Origin of the sequence: Neopusillimonas aromaticivorans (assembly GCF_030344915.1) — a bacterium.
Taxonomy (GTDB): Bacteria; Pseudomonadota; Gammaproteobacteria; order Burkholderiales; family Burkholderiaceae_B; genus Neopusillimonas; species Neopusillimonas aromaticivorans.
In genome coordinates, this window is sequence record NZ_CP128233.1 from 1,880,507 (window position 1) to 1,895,696 (window position 15,190).

General features: G+C 58.4%; 11 protein-coding genes and 8 pseudogenes. 8 read left to right on the forward strand and 11 right to left on the reverse strand.

Going from position 1 to position 15,190, the window contains the following annotated elements; genetic code table 11:
• The first annotated feature begins 68 nt into the window (after window positions 1–68).
• The 4 genes from N7E01_RS18880 to N7E01_RS10420 all read left to right on the forward strand — a co-directional run bounded on the left by N7E01_RS18880 (window position 69) and on the right by N7E01_RS10420 (window position 3,248).
• Complete coding sequence (locus tag N7E01_RS18880) at window positions 69–290, forward strand: hypothetical protein (RefSeq protein ID WP_350494829.1); 222 nt, start codon at window positions 69–71, stop codon at window positions 288–290.
• Complete coding sequence (locus tag N7E01_RS10410; RefSeq protein ID WP_350494830.1) at window positions 242–880, forward strand: crotonase/enoyl-CoA hydratase family protein; 639 nt, start codon at window positions 242–244, stop codon at window positions 878–880. Before N7E01_RS18880 ends, N7E01_RS10410 begins: the two co-directional genes overlap by 49 nt.
• A gap of 49 nt (window positions 881–929) precedes the next feature.
• The gene (locus N7E01_RS10415; protein WP_289172848.1) at window positions 930–2,108 is read left to right on the forward strand and encodes an acyl-CoA dehydrogenase family protein; all 1,179 of its coding nucleotides are present in this window, start codon (window positions 930–932) and stop codon (window positions 2,106–2,108) included.
• An 87-nt stretch (window positions 2,109–2,195) separates the two neighbouring features.
• Window positions 2,196–3,248, forward strand: coding sequence for an ABC transporter substrate-binding protein (locus N7E01_RS10420; RefSeq protein WP_350494831.1), 1,053 nt, complete (start codon window positions 2,196–2,198; stop codon window positions 3,246–3,248).
• 268 nt (window positions 3,249–3,516) lie between these two features.
• On the opposite strand, the pseudogene hslU reads toward N7E01_RS10420, so the two are convergent.
• The 5 genes and pseudogenes from hslU to N7E01_RS10445 form a co-directional block, all read right to left on the reverse strand.
• Window positions 3,517–4,846: pseudogene (hslU, locus tag N7E01_RS10425) on the reverse strand (ATP-dependent protease ATPase subunit HslU).
• Between the two features lie 10 nt (window positions 4,847–4,856).
• Window positions 4,857–5,389, reverse strand: a pseudogene (gene hslV, locus N7E01_RS10430) (ATP-dependent protease subunit HslV).
• A 245-nt stretch (window positions 5,390–5,634) separates the two neighbouring features.
• On the reverse strand, window positions 5,635–6,084 hold the full coding sequence (gene dksA, locus N7E01_RS10435; RefSeq protein ID WP_289172849.1) for an RNA polymerase-binding protein DksA: 450 nt from the start codon (window positions 6,082–6,084) through the stop codon (window positions 5,635–5,637).
• Between the two features lie 36 nt (window positions 6,085–6,120).
• Window positions 6,121–7,208, reverse strand: a pseudogene (locus N7E01_RS10440) (CobW family GTP-binding protein).
• A gap of 168 nt (window positions 7,209–7,376) precedes the next feature.
• Window positions 7,377–7,889 carry a Fur family transcriptional regulator gene (locus tag N7E01_RS10445; RefSeq protein WP_289172850.1) on the reverse strand — a complete coding sequence of 171 codons (513 nt, stop codon included), beginning with the start codon at window positions 7,887–7,889 and terminating at the stop codon, window positions 7,377–7,379.
• A gap of 72 nt (window positions 7,890–7,961) precedes the next feature.
• Between N7E01_RS10445 and N7E01_RS10450 the strand changes: the two genes are divergently transcribed.
• From N7E01_RS10450 to N7E01_RS10460, 3 genes and pseudogenes are all read left to right on the forward strand, one after another.
• Window positions 7,962–8,108: a hypothetical protein gene (locus N7E01_RS10450; RefSeq protein ID WP_289172851.1), complete on the forward strand. Its 147-nt coding sequence runs from the start codon at window positions 7,962–7,964 to the stop codon at window positions 8,106–8,108.
• Between the two features lie 4 nt (window positions 8,109–8,112).
• Window positions 8,113–8,828, forward strand: a pseudogene (locus N7E01_RS10455) (metal ABC transporter ATP-binding protein).
• Between the two features lie 46 nt (window positions 8,829–8,874).
• Window positions 8,875–9,719, forward strand: a pseudogene (locus N7E01_RS10460) (metal ABC transporter permease).
• A gap of 25 nt (window positions 9,720–9,744) precedes the next feature.
• Here the strand turns inward: N7E01_RS10460 and N7E01_RS19445 are convergent.
• A complete protein-coding gene (locus tag N7E01_RS19445; protein ID WP_434089593.1) occupies window positions 9,745–10,251 on the reverse strand; it encodes a hypothetical protein in 507 nt (168 codons plus the stop codon).
• On the opposite strand from N7E01_RS19445, the gene N7E01_RS10470 reads away from it, so the two are divergent.
• On the forward strand, window positions 10,162–10,929 hold the full coding sequence (locus tag N7E01_RS10470) for a metal ABC transporter solute-binding protein, Zn/Mn family (RefSeq protein ID WP_289175792.1): 768 nt from the start codon (window positions 10,162–10,164) through the stop codon (window positions 10,927–10,929). The two genes, N7E01_RS19445 and N7E01_RS10470, sit on opposite strands and share 90 nt — an antisense overlap.
• On the opposite strand, the pseudogene N7E01_RS10475 reads toward N7E01_RS10470, so the two are convergent.
• From N7E01_RS10475 to N7E01_RS10495, 5 genes and pseudogenes are all read right to left on the reverse strand, one after another.
• A pseudogene (locus N7E01_RS10475) lies at window positions 10,851–11,856 on the reverse strand (tyrosine recombinase XerC). The gene N7E01_RS10470 and the pseudogene N7E01_RS10475 sit on opposite strands and share 79 nt — an antisense overlap.
• Window positions 11,853–12,374, reverse strand: coding sequence for a DUF484 family protein (locus tag N7E01_RS10480; RefSeq protein ID WP_289172854.1), 522 nt, complete (start codon window positions 12,372–12,374; stop codon window positions 11,853–11,855). The pseudogene N7E01_RS10475 and the gene N7E01_RS10480 overlap by 4 nt, the downstream one beginning before the upstream one ends.
• Window positions 12,375–12,518: 144 nt before the next feature.
• Window positions 12,519–13,411, reverse strand: a pseudogene (gene dapF, locus N7E01_RS10485) (diaminopimelate epimerase).
• 10 nt (window positions 13,412–13,421) lie between these two features.
• Window positions 13,422–14,311 (reverse strand): annotated as a pseudogene (locus N7E01_RS10490) (lysophospholipid acyltransferase family protein).
• The gene (locus tag N7E01_RS10495) at window positions 14,308–15,183 is read right to left on the reverse strand and encodes a lysophospholipid acyltransferase family protein (RefSeq protein ID WP_434089583.1); all 876 of its coding nucleotides are present in this window, start codon (window positions 15,181–15,183) and stop codon (window positions 14,308–14,310) included. Before N7E01_RS10495 ends, N7E01_RS10490 begins: the two are co-directional and overlap by 4 nt.
• Window positions 15,184–15,190: the final 7 nt, after the last annotated feature.

A 15,190-nucleotide genomic window follows, 5' to 3' on the forward strand; every position in this document is an offset into this window, starting at 1 on the left:
GCCTGACAGCAGGTTGAAGTCGCGGTACCGCCGAAGTCGAGTTTGTTAAACAAGGATGTAACTACACCATGAGTGATGTTTTCAAGTGGCCGGTGGCCCTGCCCGAGTGCCTGTCGGTGTCGATGGACGACACCATTGCTGTGCTGACCCTGAACCGTCCCCACAAGCGCAATGCGCTCTGTGATGAACTGGTTCTGGGCATGCAGGTATTCTTTTCCAGTATCCCTTCCAATGTGCAGGGGTGGTTGTTCATGGTGCCGGCGGTGACTTTTGCGCAGGGCTCGACCTGAACGAGCTCAAGGAAACCTCGGTGGCTGAAAGCTTCGATACGTCAATCATTGGCCAGCGGCTGAACGATACCGTGCAGTTCTGCAAGGTACCCGTGGTATCGGTGTTGCACGGTGCGGTCATTGGGGGTGGGCTTGAATTTGCGGCATCAACCCATATCCGTGTTGCTGAAAAAACAGCGTACTACGCCTTGCCGGAAGGTACCCGCGGTATTTTCCTCGGGTCGGGAGGTTCGGTGCGGTTGCCGCGCCTGATCGGTGCGGCAACGGTCATTGACATGATGCTGTCCGGGCGTGTGTATGAGGCTGAAGAGGCCCATAACCTGCTGCGCCTGTCGCAATATCTGGTCGAGCCCGGTGAGGGCCTGAAAAAGGGCATTGAGCTGGCCAAGCGCATTGCGCGAAATGCACCGTTGGCCAACTTTGCCATCATTCAATCCATTCCGCGTATTTCCGAGCAAGATCCCCAAACCGGTTTGTTCACTGAAATGCTGATGGTGGGCATTGCCCAGGGCGACGACGAAGCCAAGCAGCGGCTGCGCGACTTCCTTGAGCGCAAGGCCAACAAGGTTCAGCGGGCTTCCACAGTCTAGGGCACTGCGGCGCCACGACAGGTTCATATAACGATAACGAGAGACAAAAATGGGTTCTGATAATCTGCGTACTGACTTCAGCCGGGATGAGCTTGAGGCTGAGGCGGCCGAGTTTCGTTCTTACATTGCCCGTTGGGTCGACGAACGCCTGGTGCCGCAGGCCGAGACCATCGACCACGAGGCGGATTTTTCACACGAGTTGTTCAAAGAGCTGGGTGAACTGGGCTATTACGGCGTGATGTACCCCGAGTCGGTGGGCGGCAGCGGCCTGAAATATCCGTACACCTGCTTCACCATTCTGTGCGAAGAGCTGGCCCGCGGCTCCATGAGCTTTGCGGCAGGTGCCTGCATGCAGGGCTCGACGGCCACGCACACGGTTTTCCAGTGGGGCAATGAAACGCTGCATGAAAAGTACCTGAAGCCTGCGTTGCGGGGTGAAAAGGTGGCTGCTTTCGCCATTACCGAGCCAAATTCCGGTTCTGATGCGGCCTCATTGCGAACCCGTGCCACCCGGGTGGACGGCGGGTTCGTGCTGAATGGAACGAAAATGTTCACCAGCAATGGTACCGTGGCCGATTTCATCACGGTTGTGGCTACTACCGACCCGTCCAAGGGGCTGAAAGGGCTTGACCTGTTCCTGGTCGATACCACCAGCCCCGGTTTTTCGGTCGGGCGCAAACTCGACAAGTTTTCGGTGCGCAGTTCAGACACCGGCGAGTTGGTGTTTGAAAACGTCTTTGTGCCCGATGACCATTACCTGAATAACGGTTCGGGCAGCAGTTTCCTGAATGCCTACAAGTCCCTGACGGTTGACCGTATCTTTACGGCGGCATTGGCGCTGGGCGGTGGTCGGGCGGCCTATGATTCGGCGTTGAAGTATGCCAAAGAGCGTGAGCAGTTCGGTCAGCCTATCGGCAAGTTTCAGGCCGTGCAATTTCGCCTGGTTGATATGCTGGCCAAGCTCGAGCAAGCGCGCTTGTATACCTACCACGCGGCAGCGTTGGCAGACCAGAATGCGCCGATTACCACCGAGGCTGCCTTGGCAAAAATTGTGGCGGCTGAGGGTTGTCACGAAGTGTGCGAAATGGCCATGTCGGTGTATGGTGGCTACGGGCTCATGAATGAGTATCCGGTGCAGCGCTTTTTGCGTGATTCGTATTTCCCCATGATCGGGGGCGGTACCGGCGACATCATGCGACTTATCGTTTCACGGCAGCTTGGTTTTTAAGCCAGGCGGTCAAATTACAAAACTGCAAGATAAGCAGGTTCCAACATAAAACACGTTTAATTTTTTACAACTGCAGGAGACATACAAATGAAGAAAAGCCTCTTGGCCTTTGCACTGGCCGCTGTCATGCCCATTTCGGCCGCTGTGGCCCAGGACACCATCAAAGTGGGCCTGATCGTCGGTGAAACCGGGCCGGGCGCTTCGTTGGGCATTCCGTATAAAAGCACGTTTGCCATCATGCCCGAAACACTGGGTGGCCTGAAGGTCGATATCGTCATGCTTGACGATGCCACTGATGCCACATTGGCCGTCAAGCAAGCCCGCAAACTGGTAGAGCAAGACAAGGTCGACCTGATTTTCGGTTCGGGTAACGTGCCTACCGCCATTGCCGTCTCCGAAGTCACCAACGAAGCCAAAGTGCCGCAAATTGCACTGACGCCCACCCCGCTGAAGCCCGACACCAGCCCCTGGACATTCTCCATTCCCCAGCCCATGAATGTCATGTCGGTGCCTGTGGTCAAGCACATGAAGGCCAATGGCGTCAAAACCGTTGGCTTTATCGGTTTCACCGACTCCTGGGGTGAGCTGGTCATCAACAATTTCAAGAACGTGCCAGGTAACGATATCAAAGTTGTCGCTGAAGAGCGTTACGCACGTAACGACACCAGCGTGGCTGGACAGATCCTGAAAATCCTCGCCGCCAAGCCTGATGCCGTTCTGGTTGGTGGTTCGGGTACGCCTGCCGCCTTGCCTCATACCGAACTGCGCAAACGTGGCTACAAGGGCCCTATCTACCATAACCCTGCCGTTATCAATAAAGACTTCCTGCGTGTGGGTGGTCAGGCGGTTGAAGGGGCTATGCCACAACAGGCCCGGTTATCGTGGCCGAGCAGCTTGATGACAGCAACCCCATCAAAGCCGTGGCGCTTGATTTCACCAAACGTTACGAAGACAAGTACGGCAAAGGCAGCGTCAGTGCATTCTCGGCCTACTCCTGGGATGCCTACCTGGTTGCAGATCAGGCGGTGCGTACCGCGGCAGAAAAAGCCAAGCCCGGTACCCAAGAGTTCCGTAACGCCATCCGCGATGCCCTCGAGTCGGGCAAGGAAGTGGTCGGTGTACACGGTGTCTACACCATGACACCGAAAGACCACACCGGTGTTGACGCACGCTCCGCTGCCTTGGTTCAGGTGGATAACGGCGGCTGGAAACTGATCAAGGTTGATTGATCCCCGTAGTTGTCAACGGGCATGAAAAAGGCCGTGTCCTTGTTTGGGGCACGGCCTTTTCACGGGCACCCGGCATGGGTGCATACCTGCAGGTGCAGGCCCTGCTGCAGGCCGGCGACAGACAACCGGGGTCAGCCAGGCCCGATGACAGGGTCCTGTGTGCTGCAACCCTTCCGTCTTTACAGTACGTAGCGTGCCAGGTCTTCTTTATTGGCGGTTTCTTCCAGTTTGTCATTGACGTAGGCCGCGTCAATGACAACCGTCTTGCCACTGCTGGTGGTGGCATTGAACGACAGGTCTTCCAGCAGTTTTTCCATCACGGTGTACAGCCGGCGAGCCCCGATGTTCTCGGTGCGTTCATTCACGTCGAAGGCCAGTTCGGCCAGGCGGTTGACCCCTTCATCGGTGAATTCCAGCGCCACTTCTTCGGTGGCCAGCAGCGCACTGTATTGCTTGGTCAGCGAGGCATCGGTATCGCAAAGAATTCGTACGAAATCTTGCGCCGTCAACGAATCAAGTTCAACCCGGATCGGGAAACGGCCTTGCAATTCAGGGATCAGGTCTGACGGGCGCGACAGGTGAAACGCACCCGAGGCGATGAACAGAATATGGTCGGTACGTACAACGCCGTATTTGGTGTTGACGGTCGTACCTTCAACCAGGGGCAGCAGGTCACGCTGAACACCCTGACGTGAGACGTCGCCGCCCGATTGTTCCTGGCGTGTGGCGATTTTGTCGATTTCGTCAAGAAAGACAATGCCATTCTGTTCGGCATTGGCCACCGCCACGCTGCGCAAGTCTTCTTCGTTGATGCGCTTGGCCGCCTCTTCTTCCGTAATCAGCTTGAACGCTTCCTTGACCGGCATCTTGCGTGTTTTCTTCTTTTCGCGGCCCAGACCGGCGAACATGCCACGCAGTTGTTCGGTCATTTCTTCCATGCCGGGAGGGGCCATGATTTCCATTTGCGGCATGGGCTGCTGGACTTCGATTTCGATTTCCATGTCGTCGATCTGGCCTTCGCGCAGACGCTTGCGGAAGGTCTGGCGCGCCGCATTTTCTTCACGTTGCGGTTCGCCATGTGCGTTGCGGGGGCGGAATCAGGACGTCAAGAATGCGATCTTCGGCGGCGTCTTCGGCCTGGGTGCGGACGCGGCGCATTTCCTGCTCACGGGTCTGCTTGATGGAAATCTCGATCAGGTCGCGAATAATGGTGTCGACATCGCGGCCAACATAGCCCACTTCCGTGAATTTGGTGGCTTCAATTTTGATGAAGGGTGCGTTGGCCAGCTTGGCCAGGCGCCGGGCAATTTCGGTTTTGCCCACGCCGGTGGGGCCGATCATCAGGATGTTTTTGGGGACGATTTCGTTGCGCAGGGGCTGGGGCACCTGCTGGCGGCGCCAGCGGTTACGCAGGGCCACCGCGACCGAGCGCTTGGCTTTTTGCTGGCCAACGATATGCTTGTCGAGTTCAGAGACGATCTCGCCGGGGGTCATGTTCAGTGCAGTCATAAGGGTGGACTCAAAGCGTTTCAATAACGTGATTCTGGTTGGTGTAAATGCACAGGTCACCGGCAATTTCGAGGATTTCTTGACGATGTCGGCAGGGGGCAGGTCGGTGTTCTTGATCAGGGCCAGTGCTGCCGATTGTGCATAGGCACCGCCTGATCCGATCGCCGCGAGGCCATGTTCGGGCTCCAGGACATCACCGTTACCGCTAAGGATCAGTGAGTGCTCTGCGTCGGCCACGATCAGCATGGCTTCAAGCCGTCGCAGGACGCGGTCGGTGCGCCAGTCGCGCGTCAGTTCGACGGCGGCGCGCATCAGGTTGCCCTGGTGTTTTTCGAGTTTCCCTTCGAAGCGTTCTTGCAGCGTGAAGGCGTCCGCCGTCGCACCGGCAAAGCCGGCGAGCACGCGATCGTGATAAAGCCGGCGAATCTTGCGTGCGGTGCCTTTGAAAACGATATTGCCCAGGGTCACCTGGCCATCGCCGCCAATGGCAACCTGGTTGCCCCGACGAACGCAAAGAATGGTTGTAGCGTGAAATTGTTCCATGGATTTTTCCCCTTGACCTGTACAAATGGGGGCTGAGATTGAAAGTTCAAGATATTCCGGCGTTACCGGACGTATCAGAGCGTTCTGGCTCATGCCATGTCTGTCTGGCGCATGCGTTCGCGATGACATCCGGGTATGTCAGGTCTTCATCGGGCATGGCTTGATGCTGGCATAAAAAACCCGCAGGACATACAGCGGGTTTTTCGATAAAGCAGCGCAGTGTGCGCCGTTGTTACTGCGACTGATCAGTCGCCGTAAAGCTTCTGGCGCATTTCACGGCGTTCCTGGGCTTCCAGAGACAATGTGGCCGTTGGGCGGGCCAGCAGGCGCGGGATGCCAATAGGTTCACCCGTTTCTTCACACCAGCCATATGAGCCGCTGTCAATCAGCGACAGCGATTGCTGTACTTTTTTCAGCAGTTTGCGCTCGCGGTCACGGGTGCGCAGCTCAAGGGCATGCTCTTCTTCAATCGTTGCCCGATCGGCTGGATCGGGAACGAACTGGGTTTCACGAAGATGTTCTGTCGTGATGTCGGCATTGGTAAGGATCTCTTGCTCGAGCTGCTTGAGTCGATTCTTGAAGAAGGCCAGTTGTGCCTCGTTCATGTAGTCAGACTCGGGCATGGCCAAGAGCTCTTGTTCGGTGAGCAGCTTGGTTTGAGCTTCTTCTTTGGTAGTGGCTGACTTCGTGGCCATGATGTACCCCTAAAAGTAAAACGTCAAAACAGACGGTCAGACCAGACAGTTGTCCAGCCCTTGACGGAAAATGTCTTCTGGCAGTTTGCGCCCGATGAAGACCATTTTGGTGGACGGTTTCTCGCTGGAAAGCCAGGCTTTGCCGGGTTCTGCGCCCATCATCATGTGAACGCCCTGGAACAGCATGCGGCGGTTGATCCCCTTGATGAACAGAATACCCTTGTAACGCAGAAGGTCCGGGCCGTAAATCTGGACAATGCCGCCCAGGAATTCTTCAAGACGCTCGGGGTCGAACGCTTTGTTGGAACGGTAAACAAACGCACCGATTTCATCGTTGTGATGAGCATGGTGATGGTGGTGATGCCCGTGATCATGGCCATGCCCGTGGCCATGATGGCAGTGTTCGTCACACGTGTGATCGTGGTCGTGGGCAGCGTCAGGGTGTTCTTCCGCCAGGAAGTCCGGGTCGATATCCAGAATGGCGTTCAGATTGAAGCCGCTCAGGTCCAGCACATCGTTGATGTCGGCTTCACCGAAGTGAACCGGTTTGATGGGAGCACGCGGGTTGATGTGCACCAGGCGGGCACGCAAGGTCTGGTACTCGTCTTCGGACACCAGGTCTTTTTTGAAACCAGAATGCGATCAGCAAAACCCACCTGCTTCTGTGCTTCTTCCTGTTTGTCCAGGGTGTCCATGCCGTGCTTGGCATCGACAATGGTGATGACGGCATCGAGGCGATAGTAATCGGCGATGTCATCATCCATGAAGAATGTCTGGCAGACCGGGCCGGGGTTGGCCATACCGGTGGTTTCGAGCACGATCCGGTCAAATTTGATGTCACCGGCTTCGCGCTTGATGCGCAGGTCGTTCAGGGTGTCTTGAAGGTCGCCGCGTACGGTGCAGCAGACGCAACCGTTGCTCAGTTCAATGATTTGTTCGTCGCTTTCCTGAACCAGCAGCTCGTTATCGATGCTTTCGGGCCCGAATTCGTTTTCGATCACGGCAATGCGCTGGCCGTGATTTTCTGACAGTACCCGCTTGAGCAGCGTGGTTTTGCCTGCACCCAGAAACCCGGTAAGAATGGTGACCGGCACCATTTTGTCGATTTTTACTGCGCTATTCATTGTAAAGCTCACAAGGCGCGGCCCGAATATTGCAAAGCGCTTGTCAAGCGACTACGACTTTATTCCTGAACCGCGAAAAAATAATTAACGTGCGATTACATCACAGCAAGGCAATTAGAGCAAACTTTTGTGTTAGTCCTTGTATTTCCAAAGAAAATACGGCTTTTCTCAGGAATGTACGTGACTGTGAGGGTGGGTATGACCGTGTGCCAGCTGCTTTTCGTGGCAGGGGTTGCACAGGGCGCGCAGTTCTGTTTCGTGGTGGTTCAGAACAAACCCCGCGCTGGCCACTTTCTGGGCCAGTTGGCGATGTAGTTTTGGGTCGCTGAACTCGGCCACGGCTCCGCACTCGGTGCAGATGACCAGAATGTCATGCCGTTCACCGGCCGCATCCATGCAGGCGGCCCAGGCATTGACGGCGTCGAGCCGATGGATAAGGCCTTCCGCAATAAGGAAGTCAAGCGCCCTGTAGACCGTTGGGGGCGCGGCCCCGGGTTGTACTTTGCGGATTTCGTCGAGCAGTTCGTAGGCTTTCACGCTACGTTGGCGTTGTAACAGGATTTCAAGCACCTTGCGCCGGATAGGCGTCAAACGCCGCCCGCGTTGGGTACATAGCGTTTCGGCGGTGTCGAGCAGGGTGTTGAGGGACTGTACAGAAGCGGATGATGTTGAACTGGACATGGTTGTTAATGACAGCGGGTATGTTATAACATAACCCTTCTGTGCTGATGGTTCCTTAAACTAACCCCCATTATGTCTGTTTTATCGCGCATTGTGCGCAAACACGGTGCCTGGCAAGGCTCTGCCGTCCTGTTGTCGGCTTTCGACCGGCTGTGGCGCGTGGGGCTGGTTGTGCTTGCGCTGTGGGGGTTGACGGGTTGGGCGTTGCGGTGGTGGTAAGCCCATGACGGACTCGGCCATTGAACTGGATCAGGTGTCGCTGGGATGGCGTGATCGCATTGCCGTTCGCGATGTGACCGGTGTGTTTCGCCGGGGGCGCTGACCGCCTTGGTCGGCCCCAACGGGGCGGGCAAATCAACCCTGATCAAGGGCATCATGGGTCAGCTCAGCCCTGTTCGCGGCACGATCCGGTTTGCCCACGATATTGTCAATCAGATCGCCTGTTTGCCCCAGGTTGGGGAGCTGGACAAAAGTTTTCCGGTCACGGTTTACGACCTGGTGGCGTTGGGGGCGTGGCGTCGCACGGGCTGGTGGCGTCGTTTCGGACGCTCCGAGCATGCGCGCGTGCAGCACGCCCTTGAAACCGTTGGCCTGGCTGATTTCGGGGGCCGCATCATTGGTACGTTGTCGGGAGGGCAATTGCAGCGGGCACTGTTTGCCCGGCTGATGATGCACGATGCCCAGGTCCTGATTCTTGATGAACCGTTTGCCGCCGTCGATCGTGACACGACCGATGACCTGATGCGTTTGTTGCAGCAGTGGCACAACGAGGGGCGAACCGTCGTTGCGGTATTGCATGATCTTGATCTGGTGCGCGAGCAGTTTCCGCAGTCGGTGTTGCTGGGTGGGCAGGTCGTGGCCTGGGGTGACACGACCACCGTGCTGACGTCTGAAAACCTTCATCTGGCGCGCCATTTGTGCGCAGGGGATTACCTGTGAATGCGCTGACCGAGTTGCTGTTTTCCCTTTTGTCGAGTTCGCGTTCATGCGTAAGGCGCTGGCGGGTTCTGTGTCGGTGGCTTTTGCGGCGGGGCCTCTGGGCGTGTTCTTGATTTTGCGGCGTATCAGCCTGATGGGCGACGCCATGGCGCACGCGATTTTGCCCGGTGTGGCCGTGGGGTTTCTGGTCGCCGGGCTGTCGCTGTGGGTTATGGCGCTGGGGGTGTGGTTACCGGTTTGCTGGTAGCTTTTCTGGCAGGCTTGGTCTCCCGGTTTACGCCGCTTCGCGAAGATGCCAGCTTCGCGGCCTTTCATCTGGTGTCGTTGGGGCTGGGGGTCTTGCTGGTGTCGTTGCGTGGCTCAAACATGGACCTGATCCATGTTTTGTTCGGCAGTGTGCTTGGGCTGGACGATGCTGCGCTGCTACTGGTCACCGCGACGGCTACCGTCACCTTGCTGTCATTGGCCCTCATTTTCCGGGCACTGGTCGCAGAGTGTCTTGACCCCGGTTTTTTGCGTGCCGAGCAGGGCTCCGGTTCGTTGAGCTATCTGGTGTTTTTGTTTTTGCTGGTCTTGACTCTGGTCGCCGGATTCCAGGTGCTGGGTACGTTGATGGTAGTCGGCATCATGATGCTGCCGGCGGCTGCGGCGCGCTTCTGGGTGCTGTCGGTAGGGCGGCAGATGGTGTTTGCCGGCCTGAGTGGTGCGCTGGCATCGTATGCAGGGCTGTTGGTGTCGTTCTATGCCAATGTCCCGGCTTCAGCCGCCATTATCTTGTCGGCAGGGTTGTTTTATTTTTTATCGTTGGGTTTGGGGCCGCAGGGCGGGTTGTTACAGGTCGTCCGGCAAGCCAGGGCACGTCGCGCTCATATGGCGGCCATTCCCGATTGAGTCTTTCAAGGGTTGTCATGTTTCATCATTGCGTAGGTGTTCTGCAGCGTGCAGGCAGGTGGCTTGGTCGTACAGGGTTGTCCTGTGTAGCTGGTACGGTGCTGGCTTTGGGGTCGTTTCCGGTGTCCGGGCAGCAGAACCTGTTGCCGTCGTGGCCAGTTTTTCGATTCTGGGCGATATGGTCAAGGTTATTGGCGGCGATCAGGTGACTCTGACGACCTTGATCGGGCCTGGGGGATGCCCATGCCTTTGATCCGGCACCTGCCGACATGCGCACCCTGGCTACCGCCAAAGTCCTGGTGACCAATGGGCTCGGGTTTGAGGGCTGGATGCCTCGTCTCGTGAAAGCGTCAGGTTTCAAGGGAAAGCAAATCGTGGCTTCAGAGGGGTCAAGCTGCGCAACCTGGTGAATGGTCATGACCATCATAGCCATGATCACAAGGTGCCTGCGGGTCATCACGACCATGATCATCATGATGATCACAAGAATCACGCGCATGATCATGACAATCACGACAATCACCGCGATCATACGGCCGCTTCAGGCACTCGTGGCGATTCAGCGACGGTGGATCCACACGCCTGGCAAGACCTGGAAAACGGTGTGATCTATGCCCGTAACATTGCCCGGGGTCTGGCCGAAGCGGATCCGGCCAATGCGGCACAGTATCAGCAGCGTGCTGACCAGTATGTGGCGTCAATGCGTGAGCTGCATGCTGCAATCGGTCAGGCGTTGCAGGCCATTCCGTCCGGGCGTCGTCGTGTGGTGACGCCTCATGATGCGTTTGGCTATTTTGATCAAGCTTATGGGGTGACGTTCGTGTCGGCGGCCGGGCTGTCGTCGGATGCCGAGCCGTCCGCCAAAGATATTGCCCGCCTTGTGCGCGACATTAAAGCCAGTGCCAGCACTGCATTGTTTACCGAAGGTGTGTCAGGCAGCGGCCGGGTGATTGAGCAAGTGGCACGTGAAACGGGCCTGGAGGTTGGCGGCCCCTTGTTCAGTGACTCCTGGCAGCGCCCGGTCAACCCGCCGACACCTATTTGGGCATGTTCCGCTGGAATGCCGACCAGATCATCTCGGCGTTGCAGCAGTCACGCCAGTAACGTCTGGCGCAGGCTTGCCCCGACGGGTTACGTTGTGTCGCCGCTGTCGGGCCGCTCGCCAGTGGCCGCGTTGTCGGTCGGGTTGCGTCGATTGGCGCGCGGATGAGCCTTGTCGTACACCTGGGCAAGGTGCTGGAAGTCGAGGCGTGTATAAATCTGGGTGGTTGAAATATTGGCGTGGCCCAGCAGCTCTTGCACGGCCCGAAGGTCTTGTGCCGATTGCAGGACATGGCTGGCAAAGCTGTGGCGCAGGCTGTGAGGGTGCACGTGTACCGGCAGCCCCGCTTGTTTTGCCAGTTTTTCAAGTTGCAGCTGCACCACCCGGGGCGAAATGCGTCGGCCGCGCTCGCCCAAAAACAGGGCGGCGGTGTCTGAGGCCGACAGTGCTGTGCCCGGTCGGGTCAGCCGGCTTCGCTCGTTCAGCCATTGCTCTGTCGCTGCTACGGCTTGCCGGCCCAACGGTGCATGGCGCATTTTTCCCCCTTGCCGGTGACAATCACTTCGGCGGTATCCAGCGCCAGCCAGCTGGTCGAGGTGTAGTCTGCAGTGCGCGTATAGGTGATGTCCAGACTGACGAGTTCTGACAGCCGCAGTCCACAGGAATATAAAATTTCGAACATGGCCTGGTCACGATGGGCGACGGGTGTCGAGGGCGAGGGAAGATTCGGTCGGTCAAGCAGCACCTGGGTCTGTTCGACAGAAAGTGCCTTGGGCAGGCCGCGCGGGATTTTCGGCGCCCGGATGCCATGTGCCGGGTTGTGGTCCTGTCCGGTTGTTGTTGCCCACCACTGGAAAAACTGCGCCACGCCGCCAGAGCCCGTGCCAGACTGCGTGGTTTTTGACCTTCCGCGTGCAGCCGGGCTACGGCCTGGCGCAGCTGGCTGTTTGACAGCGACTCAAGGGTGGCGTCAGGATACAGCCGTTGCAGGTGATCCAGGTCGTGCGTGTACCCCGCCAGCGTATGGTGAGAATAGCGACGTTCTGCGGACAGATGCGCCAGCCACCGTCGGATCGGGTCACCGTCAAGGGTCATGGGGCCGGGGGCGCCAGACGGGTCAGGGCCGCTCCGGCCAGTTCGCCCAGAATCTCCAGGAACGCCGTTCCCATGTCAGGGGTGAACCGTTCGCCGTCGGCAGCACCAAATACCAGTACGCCCAAAAGAGCGCCTGCTTCAGGGCGGCGTAACGGAACCGCCGCAATGGATTGGATGTCAGGCCCCAGCCATGATGCGACGAGGCTGTCTTTGGCCGGGCCGCAATACGGAGCGCCCAGCGCTTCAACCCACTGTTTTGTTTCAGTGCTGACATCATCAGTGGTGTGGTCGGGTAAACGGGTATCGATGCCCCAGAGCCGCAGCGTGGTGTCGGGCAGGCCAAACAGGTCGGCCAGGTGACGGACGATTAGTCCGGGCAGTTTGCCGGCGTCGGGTTCAGCCAGCATCCGGGCGCACCACGCCGTCAGTGTTCGGGTGATTTTTTCGTTGCCGGATGCATTGTTGACCAGGCCCGAAAGCTTCCACTCCAGGTCTTTGGCTTTCGCCCGGAGCACCATGATCTGACGCTCGCCCAGCGAAATGGCGCGCGCCTCATGGGGTGCGGAACGCGAAGGTCAGCGAAAATATCGGCGTGTTCCTGGAAAAAGGAGGGGTTGGTGCGCAAAAAAAGGCAACGTCTTCGGCGGTAAGGCTGGGCGTTGTCATGAGTGAGTGTCGTCCTTCAGAGGGTAGTTTTGCAGGAGCCTGTCAATATCGATTTGTCCGGTGAATACGGTGGTTGCCGGGCCGGTCATACGCAGGGCATCGCCATCCCATTCGATGGTCAGATCCCCGCCATGCGTGTGTACCTTCACCGGGCTGTCGAGCAGGCCGCGCCGGATGCCTGCGACAGCGGCGGCACAGGCGCCCGTGCCGCAGGCGAGTGTTTCACCGGCTCCCCGCTCGTAGACTCGCAGCCGGATGGTATGCCGGTCAATGACCTGCATGAAACCGGCATTGACGCGCCGGGCAAAACGGGGTGCGACTCGATGAGGGGGCCGGTTTCGGCTACCGGGGCCGTATCAGTATTATCGACCACCTGTACCGCATGCGGGTTGGAAATGGCCACCAGTGAAATATCGGCACTGAGACCATTTTCCAGGCGAAGTGTCCATAGCGTGTCGTGGTGTAACGAGGTGCTGGTCAAGCCGTTGGTGTCAAAGTGCACATCCCCGGGCTGGAAACGGGTTTGTCCCATGTCGACGCTGACTTCCCCGTTATCGGTTTCCGTCAGGGTAATGAGGCCGCTGCAGATTTCAGCGCGCAGCGGGTTGCGTCGTGAAAGTTTCTGGTCGTGTACGAACCGGACAAAGCAACGGGCGCCGTTGCCGCAATGTTCAACTTCGCTGCCATCGGCATTGAAAATACGATAGCGAAAATCGGCTTCGGGGTGTGACGGGGTTTCGACCAGAAGGATTTGGTCAGCCCCGACGCCGAAGTGACGGTCGGCCAGGGCGCGTGCCACCGCCGGCGTCAGGTCAATGGGTTGGCGAACGCCGTCAAGTACGACAAAGTCGTTCCCGGCGCCCTGCATTTTGGTGAAATTCCAGATCATTTTTCTGCGCCTAGTAAGGTTTGGGTTCGCCAATAGGGCGAGTCTTGAAGCGGCGGTGTACCCAATAATACTGGGCCGGGTCGCGCCGGATCCAGTCTTCGAGCAGACGGTTCATGCGCGCGGTAGCGGCCTCTGGGTCGTCGTCACTGGGGAAGTCGGGGATGGGCGGCATCAGTTCGATCTGGTACTGACCGGTTGTTTCATCCAGCCGGCTGGTGACCGGGATGACCTTGGCCTGCCAGGAGCCCGCGATTTGCGCCGTGCTTGGCAGCGTTGCTGCCTGAATGCCAAAAACGGCACGAACACCGCGCCTTCCCTGCCGAAGTCCATATCGGGCAGGTAGTACACCGGAATGCCTTTGCGTAACAGACGGATCAAACCACGAATACCCTCGTCCCGGCTGACCAGCGAGGTTTCATTGAAGCGCTGTCGGCCTTCGCGCATCAGAGCGTCAATGTCGGGGTCGCTGGAGGGCGTGTAAAACGAAGCGAACCTGGGGCAGTCCATGGCGACCCGCGAGCCTGCCGCATCCAGTCCAATGAAATGTGGAGCCAGAATCAGAATTTTTTCGCCGGCCTCCATGGCGCGTTCAAGGTGTTCGTAACCTTTCAGCTGTACCGTTTGACGCACGCGTTCCGGATCCCCGAACCAGATCAGTCCGCGGTCGATGACTGATTGGGCCAGCAGGCGGAAATGGCGTTTCAACATGGCTTCGCGCGTGGCATCATCAAGCTCGGGAAAGCACAGTCGCAGGTTGGTGCGAACGATGTGGGCGCGCGACTTGAGCAGGCGAGGCGCCAGCCACCCCAGAATCCCGCCCCAGCGCAAGCGGGTAGGGGTGGGGCAACGGCCAAAATAAGTAAAAACGGCGCGCAGCAGGCAGGCTTTGTTGAGTCTCATGATGGGTCAGGTGGGGTTGCGGCAGCAGGTGGTGGCGGGGCCCCGGCCGGCTGCTTGTAACGCTTGTAGCTCCAGAGGTATTGGGTTGGAAAACGCCGGATCAGGGTTTCCATGGTTTGGTTGATCAGCAGGGCCTGGGCAGCCGGGTCGGCCGGCAGGGGCCCGGGAATGCGTATGTAGTGAATACGCCAGCCTTTGCCGCGAGGCAGGCGTTCGCCTGCGGTCATGATGACGGCCACCCCGGTCTGGGCCGCCAGCTTGCCGGCCAGGGTCATGGTGAACGCATGCCGTCCGAAAAACGGTACCCATACGCCGTCACCTTGAGCGGGCACCTGGTCTGGCAGCATGCCGACAGCCTCGCCCCGTTTCAGTGCGCGCACGAATTCCCGCACCCCTTGCAGGGTGGCGGGCACCGCGTTCAGGCCTGAAGTACTGCGCGCGCTCTCGATGACAGGCGCAAGAATGGCTTTGCGTGGTGGCCGGTACATGACCGTGATCGGCCCGTGCCGGGTCAGGTAGCGAGCGGTGATTTCGAAGCAACCCAGGTGCGGGGTCAGGTAAAGAATGCCTTTGCCTTCGGCCAGCGCCTGCTCTACGACAGCGTCGTCGTCACTGAAGGTTTTGGCCAGGCTTTCAGTGTTGCGCAGCCAGACTTTTGGCAGCTCCATGATCATGGCGCCGGCCTGCGCGGCGGCTTGGCCGGGAAATGCCGGGTCGGTGTATCCGGCCTGGCGGGCGTTGGCCTGCAGGCGTTCTCGGTACTTGCCTGGCAAGGCATAAATGGCGCGCCCGGCCAGACGCCCGACGGCATGAAGCACGGGTAGCGGAACCAAGGCCAGCAAACGGAACAGGAAAAGCAGCATGTACGGTATGCAGCGC

Bases quoted from the DNA above. Each gene is read 5' to 3' on its own strand.
- N7E01_RS18880 (WP_350494829.1), top strand. From the start codon at position 69: ATGAGTGATGTTTTCAAGTGGCCGGTGGCCCTGCCCGAGTGCCTGTCG.
- N7E01_RS10415 (WP_289172848.1), top strand. From the start codon at position 930: ATGGGTTCTGATAATCTGCGTACTGACTTCAGCCGGGATGAGCTTGAG.
- N7E01_RS10420 (WP_350494831.1), top strand. From the start codon at position 2,196: ATGAAGAAAAGCCTCTTGGCCTTTGCACTGGCCGCTGTCATGCCCATT.
- dksA (WP_289172849.1), bottom strand. From the start codon at position 6,084: ATGGCCACGAAGTCAGCCACTACCAAAGAAGAAGCTCAAACCAAGCTG.
- N7E01_RS10445 (WP_289172850.1), bottom strand. From the start codon at position 7,889: ATGTCCAGTTCAACATCATCCGCTTCTGTACAGTCCCTCAACACCCTG.
- N7E01_RS10450 (WP_289172851.1), top strand. From the start codon at position 7,962: ATGTCTGTTTTATCGCGCATTGTGCGCAAACACGGTGCCTGGCAAGGC.
- N7E01_RS19445 (WP_434089593.1), bottom strand. From the start codon at position 10,251: ATGATCGCGGTGATTGTCGTGATTGTCATGATCATGCGCGTGATTCTT.
- N7E01_RS10480 (WP_289172854.1), bottom strand. From the start codon at position 12,374: ATGGTGCTCCGGGCGAAAGCCAAAGACCTGGAGTGGAAGCTTTCGGGC.